The organism is Delftia sp. CH05, assembly GCF_009827015.1.
Taxonomy (GTDB): domain Bacteria; phylum Pseudomonadota; class Gammaproteobacteria; order Burkholderiales; family Burkholderiaceae_C; genus Comamonas; species Comamonas tsuruhatensis.
Map to the genome: position 1 here is coordinate 199,901 of NZ_WUMG01000004.1, position 14,931 is coordinate 214,831.

13 protein-coding genes and 1 riboswitch are annotated in these 14,931 nt (G+C 66.7%); of the genes, 5 read left to right on the forward strand and 8 right to left on the reverse strand.

Features of this window, described 5'->3' with window-relative positions; all coding sequences use genetic code 11:
• The first annotated feature begins 53 nt into the window (after positions 1-53).
• On the forward strand, positions 54-1,406 hold the full coding sequence (locus GRX31_RS05960) for a YihY family inner membrane protein (RefSeq protein ID WP_016447506.1): 1,353 nt from the start codon (positions 54-56) through the stop codon (positions 1,404-1,406).
• Here GRX31_RS05960 and GRX31_RS05965 read toward each other — a convergent pair.
• Positions 1,403-1,756, reverse strand: a complete 354-nt coding sequence (locus GRX31_RS05965) for an Mpo1-like protein (RefSeq protein ID WP_016447505.1) — start codon at positions 1,754-1,756, stop codon at positions 1,403-1,405. The two genes, GRX31_RS05960 and GRX31_RS05965, sit on opposite strands and share 4 nt — an antisense overlap.
• A 216-nt stretch (positions 1,757-1,972) precedes the next feature.
• Here GRX31_RS05965 and GRX31_RS05970 point away from each other — a divergent pair, with 216 nt between their 5' ends.
• Complete coding sequence (locus GRX31_RS05970) at positions 1,973-2,794, forward strand: alpha/beta fold hydrolase (protein ID WP_016451331.1); 822 nt, start codon at positions 1,973-1,975, stop codon at positions 2,792-2,794.
• 13 nt (positions 2,795-2,807) lie between these two features.
• Here the strand turns inward: GRX31_RS05970 and GRX31_RS05975 are convergent, their stop codons facing one another.
• On the reverse strand, positions 2,808-5,240 hold the full coding sequence (locus tag GRX31_RS05975; RefSeq protein WP_160851884.1) for an acetamidase/formamidase family protein: 2,433 nt from the start codon (positions 5,238-5,240) through the stop codon (positions 2,808-2,810).
• A gap of 160 nt (positions 5,241-5,400) precedes the next feature.
• On the opposite strand from GRX31_RS05975, the gene GRX31_RS05980 reads away from it, so the two are divergent.
• Positions 5,401-6,876 (forward strand): acetamidase/formamidase family protein, encoded by a 1,476-nt coding sequence (locus GRX31_RS05980; protein WP_160851886.1) that lies wholly within the window; start codon positions 5,401-5,403, stop codon positions 6,874-6,876.
• 48 nt (positions 6,877-6,924) lie between these two features.
• On the opposite strand, the gene GRX31_RS05985 is transcribed toward GRX31_RS05980, so the two are convergent.
• Positions 6,925-7,734 carry an alpha/beta fold hydrolase gene (locus GRX31_RS05985; protein WP_046985229.1) on the reverse strand — a complete coding sequence of 270 codons (810 nt, stop codon included), beginning with the start codon at positions 7,732-7,734 and terminating at the stop codon, positions 6,925-6,927.
• A 22-nt stretch (positions 7,735-7,756) separates the two neighbouring features.
• The gene (locus GRX31_RS05990) at positions 7,757-9,055 is read right to left on the reverse strand and encodes an O-acetylhomoserine aminocarboxypropyltransferase (protein WP_017406117.1); all 1,299 of its coding nucleotides are present in this window, start codon (positions 9,053-9,055) and stop codon (positions 7,757-7,759) included.
• A 106-nt stretch (positions 9,056-9,161) separates the two neighbouring features.
• Here GRX31_RS05990 and GRX31_RS05995 point away from each other — a divergent pair, with 106 nt between their 5' ends.
• A complete protein-coding gene (locus tag GRX31_RS05995) occupies positions 9,162-9,614 on the forward strand; it encodes a CBS domain-containing protein (RefSeq protein WP_012206758.1) in 453 nt (150 codons plus the stop codon).
• A gap of 100 nt (positions 9,615-9,714) precedes the next feature.
• Here the strand turns inward: GRX31_RS05995 and GRX31_RS06000 are convergent, their stop codons facing one another.
• Positions 9,715-10,086: a helix-turn-helix domain-containing protein gene (locus GRX31_RS06000; RefSeq protein ID WP_231574343.1), complete on the reverse strand. Its 372-nt coding sequence runs from the start codon at positions 10,084-10,086 to the stop codon at positions 9,715-9,717.
• 325 nt (positions 10,087-10,411) lie between these two features.
• Here GRX31_RS06000 and aroC point away from each other — a divergent pair, with 325 nt between their 5' ends.
• Complete coding sequence (gene aroC / locus GRX31_RS06005; RefSeq protein WP_016447498.1) at positions 10,412-11,509, forward strand: chorismate synthase; 1,098 nt, start codon at positions 10,412-10,414, stop codon at positions 11,507-11,509.
• Between the two features lie 66 nt (positions 11,510-11,575).
• Here aroC and nrdR read toward each other — a convergent pair whose 3' ends face one another.
• The 3 genes from nrdR to GRX31_RS06020 form a co-directional block, all read right to left on the reverse strand.
• A complete protein-coding gene (nrdR, locus tag GRX31_RS06010; RefSeq protein WP_012206755.1) occupies positions 11,576-12,031 on the reverse strand; it encodes a transcriptional regulator NrdR in 456 nt (151 codons plus the stop codon).
• Between the two features lie 22 nt (positions 12,032-12,053).
• Positions 12,054-13,301, reverse strand: coding sequence for a serine hydroxymethyltransferase (gene glyA, locus GRX31_RS06015; RefSeq protein WP_160851888.1), 1,248 nt, complete (start codon positions 13,299-13,301; stop codon positions 12,054-12,056).
• A 34-nt stretch (positions 13,302-13,335) separates the two neighbouring features.
• A riboswitch (ZMP/ZTP riboswitch) is annotated at positions 13,336-13,511 on the reverse strand.
• 136 nt (positions 13,512-13,647) lie between these two features.
• On the reverse strand, positions 13,648-14,568 hold the full coding sequence (locus GRX31_RS06020) for a lytic transglycosylase domain-containing protein (RefSeq protein ID WP_074921369.1): 921 nt from the start codon (positions 14,566-14,568) through the stop codon (positions 13,648-13,650).
• Positions 14,569-14,931 lie beyond the last annotated feature (363 nt).

Below are 14,931 nucleotides of genomic sequence, written 5' to 3' on the forward strand. Positions count from 1 at the left end.
GCTTGGATGGCCGCGCCCGCTGCAGACATGCGCCTTGCGGCGGAGATGGGGCGATGAGCGGCGGCCCCGAAAAGGAGCCCGTCGATGGCCTGGAGGATGGCTCCCTGGCGCTGCCCGTTCCTGCCCAGGAGCGCAGCCTGTCCCTGGCCGAGCCGCCCGAGCCTGCGGTGCCGAGATCGTGGCGCGAACGCTGGCGCTGCTTTCCATGGCGCAATACCGCACACACGTTGCGCGAACGCTTTCGCGAGGACCGGCTGGGCGTGACCGCCAGCAGCCTGACCTTCACCACGGTGCTGGCCCTGGTGCCGTTCTTCACGGTGGCGCTGGCGCTGTTCACGGCCTTTCCCATCTTCTCCCGCGTGCAGATCGTGCTGGAGCGCTGGCTGATCGACAGCCTGATCCCCGAGACCATCGCGCGCCAGGTGCTGGGCTATCTGACGCAGTTCGCCTCCAAGGCCAGCCAGCTGGGCATGGCGGGGTTTTCCATTCTGGTGATCACGGCGGTGGCGCTGATCCTCACCATTGACCGCACGCTCAACAACATCTGGCGCGTGCGCCAGTTGCGGCCGCTGGGCCAGCGCGTGCTGATCTACTGGGCGGCGATCACGCTGGGCCCCCTGGTGCTGGGCCTGAGCCTGGTGCTGTCGTCCTATGTGATGTCGGCCTCGCGCGGGCTGGTCAATGCGCTGCCCGAAGGCTTGCGCTTCATCTTCGATTCCATCGAGTACCTGGCGCTGGCCGCTGGCATGGCGGGCCTGTACCACTACGTGCCCAACACGGCGGTGCGCTGGCGCCATGCCTGGGTGGGCGGCCTGTTCGTGGCCACCTGCATGGAGCTGGCGAAGAAGGCGCTGGGCCTGTACCTGGCCTCGGTGCCTACCTATTCGGTCATCTACGGCACCTTCGCCACGCTGCCCATCCTGCTGATCTGGATCTACATGGCCTGGGTCATCGTGCTGCTGGGCGCCGTGGTCACGGCCTACCTGCCCATCGTGATGGCGGGCGTGCAGCGCATGCCGGGCCAGCAGGGCTGGCAGTTCGAGATGGCCGTGGAGATCCTGCAGTACCTCGCACAGGAGCGCGAGTCGCCCGCCAAGGGCTTGTACGCCAGTGATCTGGCGCGGCGCCTGCGTGTGGACTGGCAGCAGATCGATCCGGTGCTGCAGGCGCTGTCGGTGCTGGACTGGGTGGGCACGGTGCAGGCCCCCGGCACTGTGGCGGCCAGCGAAGGCCCCGAGCCCCGCTACATGCTGCTGGTGGAGCCCCATCGCACGCCGCTGCAGCCGCTGGTGCAGCGTCTGCTGCTGGCGCCGTCGCCGGCCGTGCAGCCGCTGTGGGATCGCACGGGGCTGGCAGGCATGACGCTGGCCGATCTGCTGGAGCAAAGGCCGCAGGCTCCGGTCTAGAGCGGGATGCGGCCCGTCAGGATGTCGCGCCACATCACCCAGTCGCCGCGAAAGCTGTAGAGCGGGCGCTTGAAGCTGGCGGGCCGGTTCTTCTCGAAGCCGAAATGCCCTATCCAGGCAAAGCCGTAGCCAAACAGCAGGCCGCCCAGCAGGAACCAGAAATTGCCGGTCAGGAACAGCGCGAACAGGCACAGCAGCGCCAGCGTGGAGCCGACGAAGTGCAGGCGCCGGCAGGTGCGGTTGCTGTGCTCCTGCAGGTAGAACGGATAGAACTCGGCAAAGCTCTTGAACTGGCGCGGGTCCACGGCAGCCTGTGCGGCGCCGGGCAGGGGAGCGGAAGCGTGTGACATGGCAGGCCTTCGCAAGCATGGGGTAGGGTCAACTTATACGCTGCTGCCTTGCCGCTCACCATCGGAGGAACCCGCGCGCCCAGGTTCGCAAAAGCTGCCCCGAGAGAGACAAAAGCTGCCGCATTCCGCCCTGCGCGTCGCCACGGTGTCGCCCTCTGGCGGCATGCGGGCGCATGATGTCTGCCGGGCCGGCGCTGACCGGCATGGAGTTTTTCGATGCCTTCCTCCTGCATGACCGACATCCCCGCATCCCTGAGCGAAACCCGCATTTCCACGCCCCAGGGCAGCATCTACGTCAGGCGCTGGCAGGCGCCGGCGGCCGGCGAAGAGTCCCTGGCCCGCGCGCCCATCGTGCTGCTGCACGACTCGCTGGGTTCGGTGGCGCTGTGGCGTGATTTCCCGCAGCAACTGGCCGAGGCCACGCGCCGCGATGTGCTGGCCTACGACCGGCTGGGCTTTGGCCAGTCCGACCCCTATCCGGGCACGCTGGGGCCGGGCTTTGTGGCCCGGGAGGCAGAGACCGTGTTTCCGGCAGTGCACCAGGGGCTGGGCCTTGGGGATTTCATCGTGCTGGGCCACAGCGTGGGCGGCGGCATGGCCGCCATGGTGGCGGCCCGATACGGCGCGCAGTGCAAGGCGGTGGTCACGGAGTCCGCCCAGGCCTTCGTGGAAGATCGCACCTTGCAGGGCATTCGTGCGGCCCAACAGGATTTCGCCCGGCCCGGCCAGCTGGCGCGCCTGGAGAAATACCACGGCGACAAGGCCGCCTGGGTGCTGTCTGCCTGGGTCGATACCTGGCTGTCGCAGCCATTTGCCGACTACCGGCTGGACGAGGCGCTGGAGCGCGTGCGCTGCCCGGTGCTGGCCATCCACGGCGAGCATGACGAGTTCGGCTCCCTGGTCCACCCCGAGCGCATCCGCGACCGGGCGCGCGGCCCTGTGGAGGTGGAGATCGTGGCCGGTGGCGGCCACGTCCCCCACCGCGAGCAGCCCGAGCGCATCGCCCAGCGCATCGCCCGCTTCCTGGCACGGGTCTGATCCCGGGTGGGCTTCATGGGCCGGCCTGGGCGGACGCCGAGAGCTCCGGCGGAAACAGCTTCTTCTTGATCACGGCGTGCACGCCCCAGTTGCCGTCCACCACCTGCGTCACGGCGAAGTCCACGGCCACGGAGATCAGCGATACGGCCTCGTCCTCGTCCAGCCCGTGGGCCAGCATCAGATAGCGCCTTGCCTTGTGGAAGGCGTCACGCATGGCGCCTTCCAGCGATGACTTGCGATAGACCTGGGACTGCGCCTGGCTGCCCAGTTCGGCCAGGTGGTCGGTGAAGCTGAAGCCCTGTATCACCCACTCGGAGCCGGTCTCCAGGAAAGGGTGGTCCAGCTCTGCAAGGAAGCGGTTGTCCAGCGCGGCGCGCTTGTGCACCCGCAGCTCGAAGCTGCCGGTCAGCGAGCATTCGATGGCCGTGCCGCACAGTTCCGAGTCGCCTTGGGATGCATGCGGGTCTCCCACCGAAAACAGTGCGCCTGGCACCGATACGGGCAGGAAGAGGGTGGCTCCCTTGCCCGCGCGCCAATTGTCCAGGTTGCCGCCGAAGTAGCTCGGCGGTATGGAGTCGATCAGGCCGGCCTCTCGCGGTGCCACGGCCAGCATGCCGAAATGCGGACGCAGCGGCACGCGTGCCTTGTCCAGCACACCAAAGCGCCGGGTGATGCTGGCGGGGTCCACGGGCACGCCCGGGTAGTCGATGGTCGGATGGACCACGCCGAAGGGGTCGGTCTGCGGCGTCCAGCGGTAGTTGTAGACGGCGCGGGCCGTGGGCTCCTCGGGCAGTGCGTGGTCGATTTCGTAGATGGTGACCACTTCGCGCTGGCGGGGCTCCGTGATCTGGTCGCGGTAGTGAAAGCCCCACCAGGCGGCGGCGTTGCTGCCGAAGACACGGCCGTGGTGGGCGGGGCTGCAGCTGGGGCGTGGCTGCACGTCGAGGATGCGTATCTCCAGCAGGTCGCCAGGTTCGGCCTCATGCACATAGACGGGGCCGGTGCAGATGTGCACGCCGAAGCCCTCGCCCGCGCCGCGGCCGTAGATCGAGGCATCCATCGGGCCCGCGCCGCGCCGGTCCACGGCCTTCTGGGCTGCGGTCCAGTGGAACACGCTTTCGGCGCCCGGATCGCCTTCGATCATGCGTTCCCAGTCGTCCGAGGCATGCTGGGTCAGCGTCTCCATGGTCACCACGTCACCCGAGCGCACCGAAAGCACGGGCTTGAGTGAACGGCTCAGGTAGCCCCAGTGCACGGTCTTGTCGGAGACCGGAAGATAGTAATGCTGGGGCGACGCACCGCCATTGTCTGCGTGCGCCGAGCGCTTGGGCACAAGGGCCAGCGCCTGGGCGTAGCGTGCATGGTCGCGCAGCAGGGCCTGGAACGGGCTGTGTGCCAGGCGCGCTGCGGCCGGTTCTGCACCCTGCGCAGCGCTCTCTGCGGGCGAGGGGCGTCCGCGCTGGCCGGGCGGCGCATCCTGCACGCGCGCCGGACTGGCGCGATAGGCCTTGGGGGACAGCCCATAGCGGGCCGTGAAGGCACGGCTGAAGTTGGCGGCATCGCCAAAGCCCCAGCGAAAGCACAGCTCGGCAATGGAGCAATGCTGCAGCGAGCGGTTGCTCAGGTCCATGCGGCAGCGCTCCAGCCGGCGTTCGCGCAGGTAGGTGCTGAAGCTGGTGGCCGCTCCCTTGAACAGCTTTTGCAGATAGCGCGTGGACAGCCCCTCGGCTTCGGCGATGGCATCGATGGACAGCTCGGCATCGCCCAGCCGGGTTTCGATGGCGCGGCAGATGCGGCGCAGATGGCCAAGCTGCACGGCGCTAGGCGGCTCGGTCGCCTCGGCCTGCTCCTGGTCGGGATTGCCGGCGCGCGGTGTCAGGCAGGTGACCAGCATGTCGGTGAGCGTGGCCTCCACCGACAGCAGATCGTCCTGTGCCAGTGTGTCGATCTGCTCTGCCAGTGAGGCCGCCATCGCCATGCATATGGCCCCCACACCGCCTGTCCCGCCGATGTGCCTGGCCTCGGGCGGGCACGAGCGCAGCAGGCGCAGCAGAAAGCTCGAGGACTCCAGCCGAGCAAGCAGCAGGCGGCCGTCGCCGGGCAACTGCAGCTGCCATTCCCGGTCTGACTCCAGCAGCAGCGCGGAGCCGGCCTTGAGCGGGAACGCGGCGTCCTCGACCACCGCATCGGCGCTGCCTTGCAGCAAGGCGCACAGCAGCAGGCCCGGGCCGCGCAGCCGCTTGGCCACGGCCCGCAGCGTCAGCGGCGAGGTGGCCAGCGTAATGAATACCGATCCCAGTGGCGAGCTGCGCAGCGCCAGGTGGGTGGCCGGTGGCGTGGGCGCTTCGCCATGGATGTCTGCCCTGGACAGCGCCTCATTGAGCGCAGCCTGCCGCAAGGCATCGGGAAATGCGTGGGTGGAAAAGCGTCTTGGATCGTCGTGCATCAGGGGCGAACTATGAACTGCCGCGTACTGCCTGTCCAAGCCCGGCGCACCGGATGGCAGCCGCGACAAGTTTTTGTGCGCGCAGGAACAACCGGCCTGGACATGCTCGCCTGGACACTGGCGCTGCCGGCACCGATCCACAACAGCAGGAGTATTTTCGATGACCATCCCCCACCAAGAACATATCTGCGGCCCGGGCTGCCAGCACGGTGCTTCGCCAGCCGATGAGACGCTGATCCGCGAGGAATTCCAGGTTGCACGCCGTTCCTTCCTGCGCGACGCCATGGTGGTCGGTGGCGGCGCGGTCTCGGCCGGCGCCATCAGCGGTGCGATGGCACCGTCCCGGGCCTTTGCCCAGGGTGCGCCTGGCGCCCGGGCAGGCCAGGGCATGGCCAGCCACTACTACATTCCCGCCTCTGACAGCACCGTGCTCTGGGGCTACTTCAGCAGATCGGCCAAGCCGGTGGTCGAAGTCGAATCGGGCGACTACGTGACCATGGAGACGCTGACCCACCATGCCAATGACGATGCCGAACGCATGGTCCGGGGCGACCCTGGCGCCGAGAGCGTGTTCCACTGGGACAGCCAGCGCAAGAACGTCGATCGCCGGGGTGCCGGTCCCATGGATGCCAAGAACGGCGCAGGTGGGGGCCAGGGCGTGCACATCTGCACGGGGCCGGTACGCATCAAGGGCGCCCAGCCCGGCGATGTGCTGGAAGTACGCATCATTGATGTGGTGCCGCGCCCCTCGGGCAACCCGCAGTTCAAGGGCCGGACCTTCGGCAGCAATGCGGCAGCGAACTGGGGCTTTCACTATGGCGACACGCTCACCGAGCCCCGAAAGCGCGAGGTGGTCACCATCTACGAGGTGGATGCGACCGGCGAGCGCAACTGGGCCCGCGCCGTCTACAACTACCGCTGGACGCCGCAGACCGACCCCTTCGGCGTGGTCCACCCGACCATCGACTATCCGGGCGTGCCCGTGGACCACCGCACGATCAGCAAGAACGAAAACGTGCTGCGCAATATCCGCGTTCCCGTGCGCCCGCATTTCGGCACCATCGGCGTGGCGCCGGCCGAGGTGGAGATGGCCAGCTCCATTCCGCCCAACCACACGGGCGGCAACATCGACAACTGGCGCATCGGCAAGGGGGCGACCATGTATTTCCCCGTGGCCGTGCCAGGGGCCAACTTCACCGTGGGCGATCCGCATGCCTCGCAGGGGGACTCCGAGCTGTGCGGCACGGCCATCGAGTGCTCGCTGACCGGCACCTTCCAGTTGATCCTGCACAAGAAGGCGGACCTGCCTGGAACGCCGCTGGCCGAACTGGCCTATCCGCTGCTCGAAACCCAGGACGAATGGCTGCTGCACGGCTTCAGCTACGCCAACTACCTGGCGGAGCTGGGGCCGGATGCGCAAAACCAGATCTTCAAGAAGTCTTCCGTGGACCTGGCTCTGCGCGATGCCTATCACAAGATGCGCCACTTCCTCATGACCACCCAGGGGCTGGGAGAGGACGAGGCCATCTCGCTGATGTCGATCGCCGTGGACTTCGGCATCACCCAGGTGGTGGATGGCAACTGGGGCGTGCACGCGCTCGTGAAAAAGAGCATCTTCCCCGCGCGCGGGGCGTGAGTGCGTGAGTGAGTGCGTGCCTGCCCTGCGGGCAGGACCCGGCCGGTCTCAGCGCGCCAGGAAATCCCGGATGGCGAACAGCGTCTGGTCGGGCGCCTCGGTCATCTGGTTGTGGCCGCTGGGCAGGTGCACGATGCTGACCTGGCGCTGCGCGCCCCGGGCCGCCTCGATCAGGCCCTTGGCGGCCTTGGGCGGCGTCATCTGGTCCTGCTCGCCCAGGGCGAACAGGACCGGACATTGCAGCGCCGCCATGGCCGCCTCGCCGCCCGCATAGCTGTCGCAGGCCTTGAAGCCGGCGTGCAGCAGGTTGGTGCGGTCATTGCTGGCCAGCACGCGCCGGCCCAGCGCCATGCCGGCGCCGAACACCCAGCTGCCTGCGCCGCTGGGTGGCGCCAGCGTGGCGCGCGAGAACACATTGACCATGCGGATGGCCTGCTCTGGCGCGCTCAGTGCGGAGTCCAGCAGGGCGGGCGAGACCTTCATCGGGTAGGCCGTGCCCACCAGCACCAGGTGGCTGACGCGCGCGCCCAGCCGCGCGGCCGCTTCCATGGCGATCAGGCTGCCCCAGCTGTGGCCTACCAGCGCAGCCTTCTCGATGCCTGCCGCATCCATGAGCTGGCCGATGAAATCCGCCGCCGCCTCCACGCTGGCCGGCGCATCGCCTGCGCTGCGGCAGTGGCCCGGCAGGTCTATGGCCAGCACGTTCCAGCCGTGGTTGGCCAGGTAACGGCTTTGCAGTGCCCAGACGCTGTGGTCGCACAGCACGCCGTGGATGAGGATGGCCGTAGGCTGTGCGGGATTGAAGGCCTTGCCGCCGGTATAGGCGTAGATGGCGTGGCCGTGAACATCGATCTTCATTGTTGGTGTCTCCCTTGCCGATTCACGCGGCCTTCTCGGCCGCCTTGAGGGCGCGCTTGAGGTCGTCGATCAGGTCGTCTGCGTCTTCCAGCCCGATGGACAGGCGGATCGTGCCCTGGCCGATGCCGGCCTGGGCCAGCGCCTCGTCGCTCATGCGGAAGTGCGTGGTGCTGGCAGGGTGGATGACCAGGCTGCGGCAGTCGCCCACATTGGCCAGGTGGCTGAAGACCTTGAGCGTCTCGATGAACTTGCGGCCCTGGTTGCGGTTGCCCTTGATGTCGAAGCTGAACACCGAGCCTGCGCCGCGCGGCAGCAGCTTCTTGGCGAGCTGGTGCGAGGGATGGGTATCGAGCAGCGGGTGGCCCACGCGGCCCACCAGCGGATGGCTGGCCAGGAATTGCACCACCTTCTCGGTGTTGCGGATATGGCGCTCCATGCGCAGCGGAAGCGTCTCTATGCCCTGCAGGATCAGCCAGGCCGTGTGCGGGCTCATGCAGGCGCCGAAGTCGCGCAGGCCTTCGCGGCGTGCGCGCAGAAGGAAGGCGCCAGTGCTGCTTTCCTCGCTGAACACCATGTTGTGGAAGCCGTCGTAGGGCTCGGTCAGCTCCGGGAAGCGTCCCGACTTTTCCCAGTCGAAGCTGCCGCCATCCACCACGATGCCCCCGACCACGGTGCCGTGGCCCGACAGGAACTTGGTGGCCGAGTGGTAGACGATGTCCGCGCCATGCTCCAACGGCTTCATCAGCCAGGGCGATGTCAGCGTGGAGTCCACCAGCAGCGGCACGCCGGCCTCATGCGCGATGGCGCTGATGGTGGGAATGTCGAGCACATCCAGGCCCGGGTTGCCCACGGTCTCGCCGAAGAACAGCTTGGTATTGGGCCGCACGGCGGCGCGCCAGCCGTCGATGTCGCCGGGCTTGACGAAGGTGGTCTCTATGCCGAAGCGCGCCAGCGTGTAGTGCAGCAGGTTCTGCGAGCCGCCGTACAGTGCCGTGCTGGCCACGATGTGGCTGCCCGCGCCCATGAGCGTGGCCACCGACAGGTGCAGCGCCGCCTGGCCGCTGGCCACGGCGATGGCGCCCACGCCCCCTTCCAGGGCCGAGACGCGCTGCTCCAGTACGGCGTTCGTGGGATTGGAGATGCGGCTGTAGACGTGGCCGGGGCGCTCCAGATTGAACAAAGAGGCCGCATGGTCGCTGGACTCGAAGACGAACGAGGTCGTGAGGTGGATGGGCGTCGCGCGCGCACCGGTGGCGGGGTCGGGCTGTGCGCCCGCGTGCAGCGCCAGAGTGTCAAAGCCGGGATCCGAGTAGCCGGGCATTCCTGTCTCCATGGTTGTCAAGGCAAGCGGGCATTGTGGGCTATATTTCCCGACAGACATGGGCTTGCCGCAACCACGGCGACACAGACAATCTTGGAGATACGGCATGAAAGTAAGTGACATCCTGCGCGTCAAGGGCAACACCCTCTACACGGTGTCGCCGGACGAAAGCCTGGCCAGCGCGGTGCAGGTGATGTCCGAGCGCGATATCGGCTCCCTCGTGGTCATGGAGCACGGCGACGTGGTCGGCATGCTGACCTTCCGCGAAGTGATCCAGGGCTTTGTCAAGCACGGCGGCGTGGGCGAGACGCTAGTGCGCTCGGCCATGGACGACGCTCCCATGACCTGCACCATGGAAACCGACATGGACGAGGTGCGCCGCATGATGCTGGACCGCCATGCGCGCTACATGCCGGTGATGGACAAGCGCATGCTGATGGGCGTGATCAGCCTGTACGACGTGGCCAAGGCCGTGGTGGACAGCCAGAACTTCGAGAACCGCATGCTCAAGGCCTATATCCGCGACTGGCCCGAAGGCGAGCGCCAGGGCGCGGACTGATCATCCGGTCGCGGCAAGACCGTCCCTGCCCATGCAGCAAGGCCTGCGACCGCAGAACGCGGCGCAGGCCTTGGCTTTTTACGGCCGGGCGCAAGCCCGTTCAATGCACGCTGCTGCGCCGGGGCTTGAGCAAGGCGCTGGGCGGCACGGCATAGGCCTGCCTGAAGACGCGGCTGAAGTGCGAGAAGCTGGTGAAGCCGCAGGCCATCGCCACATCGGTCACGCGCCGCGCATTGTCGGCCTGCAGCAGCAGGTGGGCCTGGGCCAGGCGCTCGTTCCAGAGCCAGCGGCTGGGAGTCAGTCCCTCGGTGGCGAACAGACGCGCCAGGCTGCGCAGCGACATGCCCAGGCCCTGGGCCACCTGCAGGGGCTTGAGCTCGGGGTCATCCAGCCGGGCCCGCATGTACTGCTTGGCCTGGGCAAGCCGGTTGCGGGTTCTGAAATCATCGGGCCTGGCTGAGACCAGCAGCATGGTCATCAGGGTGGGGTGAAGATTCTGGTCACCGGCATCCTGTTGAAGGATGGGTGAGGGCGGTGGAGTGCTGCTCGCAGGATCGCTGCGATCCTGGCGTTGCGTTGAGCCGGAAGAGGTCTGCATTTCACGAATCTCCCGCAAGTTGCGGCTGGTGCCTGAGGGATGGTCCGCAGGCGGTTGAAGAACAATGTTCTGTAATTCTAGCTATCAATATTTGTAATTTGATAGTTTTATTGTTTCTTTGCAGGAGATGGCAGCCTGCGCAATGCACCGCTGCAGCGGGAGCGGCGCCTGGGGGCGACCCGGGCATAATCATCGGCCTATGAGCGGCAACACCTTCGGAACCCTATTCACTGTCACCAACTTCGGCGAATCGCATGGCCCGGCCATCGGCTGCGTCATCGACGGTTGCCCGCCTGGCATGGCACTGAGCGAGGCGGACATCCAGCACGACCTGGACCGCCGCCGCCCCGGCACCAGCAAGTTCGTGACGCAGCGCAACGAGCCGGACGCGGTGGAAATCCTCTCGGGTGTCTACGAAGGCCGCACCACGGGCACGCCGATCGCTTTGCTGATCCGCAATACCGACCAGCGCAGCAAGGACTACTCCAACATTGCGCAAAGCTTTCGTCCCGGCCATGCCGACTACGCCTACTTCCAGAAGTACGGCATCCGTGATCCGCGCGGCGGCGGCCGCTCCTCCGCACGGCTGACGGCGCCCACGGTGGCGGCCGGCGCCGTGGCCAAGAAGTGGCTCAAGGAAAAATTCGGCACCGAGTTCCGCGCCTGCATGACCCAGGTGGGCGAGCTGTCGCTGCCCTTCGAGAGCTGGGAGCATGTGCGCAACAATCCCTTCTTTGCGCCGGTGGCCGATGTGTCCCGCTACGAGGAATACATGGATGCGCTGCGCAAGTCGGGCGACTCCTGCGGCGCCGCGCTGCGCGTGCAGGCCAGTGGCATGCCGGTGGGCCTGGGCCAGCCGCTGTATGACCGCCTCGATGCCGACGTCGCCTACGCCATGATGGGCCTGAACGCCGTCAAGGCCGTGGAGATCGGCGCGGGCTTCGACAGCGTGGTCCAGCGCGGCACCACGCACGGCGACTCGCTGAGTCCTGAAGGCTTTCGCAGCAACAACGCCGGTGGCATCGTGGGCGGCATCAGCACGGGCCAGGATCTGGAGGTGCGCATCGCCATCAAGCCCACCAGCTCCATCATCACGCCGCGCGAGTCCATCGACACCCAGGGCCAGAGCACCGAAGTCATCACCAAGGGTCGCCATGACCCCTGCGTGGGCATCCGCGCCGCGCCCATCGCCGAAGCGTTGCTGGCCCTGGTGGTGATGGACCACGCCCTGCGCCACCGCGCCCAGTGCGGCGACGTCGATTCAGGCCTGGCGCCGATTCCTGCCGCGGCGCCCTGAAAGCGCTGCCAGGACGCCAAAGAGAAAGCCGCCCAAGGGCGGCTTTCTTGTGTCCTGCCGGCCTGATCAGCCGGGATTGCGGACTTCATCCATGACGTTCTTGAAGTCGTCCACGTCCTCGAAGCTGCGGTAGACGCTGGCGTAGCGGATGTAGCCGACCTTGTCGAGCAGCTTGAGCTCGCGCATCACCATCTCGCCCAGGCGGCTGGAGAGCACTTCGCGCTCGCCCAGGTTGCGCAGCCGTTCCTCGATGCGCTCGATGGCGGCATCGATCTGCTCCGTGCTCACGGGACGCTTGCGCAGCGCAATCTTGAACGAACCCAGCAGCTTGGCGCGCTCGTACTCGATGCGCCGCCCGTCCTTCTTGACGATGGCGGGGAAGCTGACCTCGGGCCGCTCATAGGTGGTGAAGCGCTTGTCGCAGCCGCCGCATTGGCGGCGGCGGCGAATGAAGCCCCCATCCTCGGCCTCACGGGTCTCCACGACCTGGGTGTCCGGGTGGCTGCAGAACGGGCACTTCATGGCAGGCCTCTATGCGCTCAAATCAGGCGCCGTAGACCGGGAAGCGGGCCGTCAGCTCGGCCACCTGGGCGCGCACGCGAGCCAGGTTGGCTTCGTCGCTGGGGTTCTCCAGCACGTCGGCCAGCAGGTTGGCCGTCAGGCGGGCTTCCTCTTCCTTGAAGCCGCGCGTGGTCATGGCGGGCGTGCCCACGCGGATGCCGCTGGTCACCATCGGCTTTTCGGGGTCGTTGGGGATGGAGTTCTTGTTGATCGTCATGTGGGCGGCACCCAGTGCGGCTTCTGCCGCCTTGCCGGTAATGCCCTTGGCGCGCAGGTCCACCAGCATGACGTGGCTTTCCGTGCGGCCGGAGACGATGCGCAGGCCGCGGGCCGTCAGCGTTTCGGCGACGACCTTGGCATTCTTCACGACCTGCTCCTGGTAAACCTTGAACTCGGGAGACAGTGCTTCCTTGAAGGCCACGGCCTTGCCGGCGATGACGTGCATGAGCGGGCCGCCTTGCAGGCCGGGGAAGATGGCGCTGTTGATGGCCTTCTCATGCTCGGCCTTCATCAGGATCACGCCGCCGCGCGGGCCGCGCAGGCTCTTGTGCGTGGTGGTGGTGACCACGTCGGCGTGGGGCACGGGGTTGGGGTACACGCCCGCGGCGATCAGGCCGGCGTAGTGGGCCATGTCCACCCAGAAGATGGCGCCGACTTCCTTTGCGATCTTGGCGAAGCGCTCGAAGTCGATGGCCAGGGCGTAGGCCGATGCGCCGGCCACGATGATGCGGGGCTTGTGCTCGCGCGCCAGCGCTTCCATCTTGTCGTAGTCGATGGCTTCTTCGGCGTTCAGGCCGTAGGAGACCACGTTGAACCACTTGCCCGACATGTTCAGCGGCATGCCGTGCGTCAGGTGGCCGCCTTCGGCCAGGCTCATGCCCATGATGGTGTCGCCGGGCTTGGCAAAGGCCATCAGCACGGCCTGGTTGGCCTGGGAGCCGGAGTTGGGCTGAACGTTGGCTGCCTCGGCGCCGAACAGCTTCTTGACACGGTCGATGGCAAGCTGCTCGACCACATCGACGTTCTCGCAGCCGCCGTAGTAGCGCTTGCCCGGATAGCCTTCTGCGTACTTGTTGGTGAGCTGGGAGCCCTGGGCTTCCATCACGGCGGGCGAGCAGTAGTTCTCGCTGGCGATCAGCTCGATATGTTCTTGTTGACGCAGGTTCTCGGCCTGGATGGCGGCAAAGACTTCGGCGTCGACCTTCTCGACGGTATTGGTGCGTTGAAACATGGCAGTCCTGTGAACTTGAAATTCCCTTGAGGCCAAGGGCTGCCCAGGCGAACGGCGGAACACTCCAGATCCCGCGTGCGCATGGAGGCTGGGCGGTACGCTCCCCGGTGGTTCACAGAAGGTGGTTCTTTTCAGGCCTTCTGCTGGTTTCCACGTCAGCGGCAGCGGTGCGTGAAGCGGCTGCGCCTATCGCCAGTTGCGTACCCCGCTAGTGTAGCTGAGCTGATGGAGCCGAAGACAGGCGAGGGGCGTTGGCGAAGCCGCCTGCCTGGCAGATCAGCGGGTGCAGGCAGGCATGAAAAAAGCTGGCCTTAGCCAGCTTCGTGCGCCATGTCGGTGGTTCCGGCTACAGCGCCGGCTCCTGTGTCTGCAGGGCCACCTGTTCGGTGCGCGCGGACATGCTGCTCGAGCTGACCGGCACTGCCGGGTTGCCAGCGGACGCTGCCGAGGCCGCAGGTCCGGCTGCCTCGGCCGTGGATGTGGCCGGCTTGGTGGCTGCGATCTGGACGGCCTGCTTGGGCTGCTCGATCTTGGCGGTCATCAGCGGCACGGCACGCAGGCCGGCGGCCATGCGCAGGCGCTGGTGCTCGGCCAGCACCTTGGCGGCATAGCCGCCGTCGGTGGGCAGGTTGGCCGCGCCCACGTAGTAGCGCAGGCCACCTTCGATGGAGCCGGCGCGCTCAATGCACTCCTTGAGCACGCGCACGCCCACGCGCAGATTGCTGACGGGGTCGAACGCGGCGTTCTGGCCGCCGAAGTTCTCGTACTTGTCGGTATGCACCGTGGTCATCACCTGCATCAGGCCCTGCGCGCCGACAGCACTTTGCGCGAACGGATTGAAGCTGGACTCGATGGCCATGATGGCCAGGATCAGCGTCGGGTCCAGGCGGTTGACCTTGCCCAGGTCGTAGGCCTCGCTGACCAGTGCCGCGATGGGCTCGGGCGCCACGCGGTACTTCTTGCTGAGCCAGAAGGCCACGGCCGCCTGATCCTTGGGCAGGTTCTTCGGGTTGGTCGCCGTCGCGCGGTCGCTGGCCGCGAGTTCGACGGGCGCACCCAGCTCGGCCATCTGGCGAGCGGTCAGCCAGGAGCGCAGCTGGCTCTCTCCGGCATCGCGCAGGTCGGGGCGGGCGAACAAGGTAATGGCCAGGAAGGCCACAGCCAGGCCCAGAAGGGCGAAGCTGTTGTGGATGATGGCAAGAAAACCGTTGGCCACATCGATGGCGAACGTTCGCGCGGCGGCGAAAAATTTTCCTGACGCTGGCATAGCTTTTTCCTTTCTAGGGGCACCAACCCGAAACGGCCTTCGCCGAAGCGAAGGCCGGTGAGGCTGACACCCTGGATTGGGTGCTGCGGATCCGGGAGGCTGGCGCTTGGTGCACCATTGCGTTGTAGGCCTGCGGGATCTGCTCAGTCGTGAGGCAGCAGAAACAAAAAACGCTCTATTCGAGCGCTGGCGGATTCTAGGAGTTCACCAAATACACGGTCAACACTATGAAGTGCGTTTGTTAGATCGATGAATAATAACAAACCATGGATGCAAACACAGTTTCTGAGTGTTTGAGAGCAGGTTGCGTGCTACCGATGTGGGGCGCTTGCGGCGGTTGTACAGGGCTTCATGAAATTGCAA

Excerpts from the sequence above, each read along its gene's own strand:
- GRX31_RS06020 (WP_074921369.1), bottom strand. The coding sequence starts at position 14,568 with ATGCCAGCGTCAGGAAAATTTTTCGCCGCCGCGCGAACGTTCGCCATC.
- GRX31_RS05960 (WP_016447506.1), top strand. The coding sequence starts at position 54 with ATGAGCGGCGGCCCCGAAAAGGAGCCCGTCGATGGCCTGGAGGATGGC.
- GRX31_RS05990 (WP_017406117.1), bottom strand. The coding sequence starts at position 9,055 with ATGCCCGGCTACTCGGATCCCGGCTTTGACACTCTGGCGCTGCACGCG.
- nrdR (WP_012206755.1), bottom strand. The coding sequence starts at position 12,031 with ATGAAGTGCCCGTTCTGCAGCCACCCGGACACCCAGGTCGTGGAGACC.
- GRX31_RS05970 (WP_016451331.1), top strand. The coding sequence starts at position 1,973 with ATGCCTTCCTCCTGCATGACCGACATCCCCGCATCCCTGAGCGAAACC.
- GRX31_RS05965 (WP_016447505.1), bottom strand. The coding sequence starts at position 1,756 with ATGTCACACGCTTCCGCTCCCCTGCCCGGCGCCGCACAGGCTGCCGTG.
- glyA (WP_160851888.1), bottom strand. The coding sequence starts at position 13,301 with ATGTTTCAACGCACCAATACCGTCGAGAAGGTCGACGCCGAAGTCTTT.
- GRX31_RS05975 (WP_160851884.1), bottom strand. The coding sequence starts at position 5,240 with ATGCACGACGATCCAAGACGCTTTTCCACCCACGCATTTCCCGATGCC.
- GRX31_RS06000 (WP_231574343.1), bottom strand. The coding sequence starts at position 10,086 with ATGCTGCTGGTCTCAGCCAGGCCCGATGATTTCAGAACCCGCAACCGG.
- GRX31_RS05995 (WP_012206758.1), top strand. The coding sequence starts at position 9,162 with ATGAAAGTAAGTGACATCCTGCGCGTCAAGGGCAACACCCTCTACACG.
- GRX31_RS05985 (WP_046985229.1), bottom strand. The coding sequence starts at position 7,734 with ATGAAGATCGATGTTCACGGCCACGCCATCTACGCCTATACCGGCGGC.
- GRX31_RS05980 (WP_160851886.1), top strand. The coding sequence starts at position 5,401 with ATGACCATCCCCCACCAAGAACATATCTGCGGCCCGGGCTGCCAGCAC.
- aroC (WP_016447498.1), top strand. The coding sequence starts at position 10,412 with ATGAGCGGCAACACCTTCGGAACCCTATTCACTGTCACCAACTTCGGC.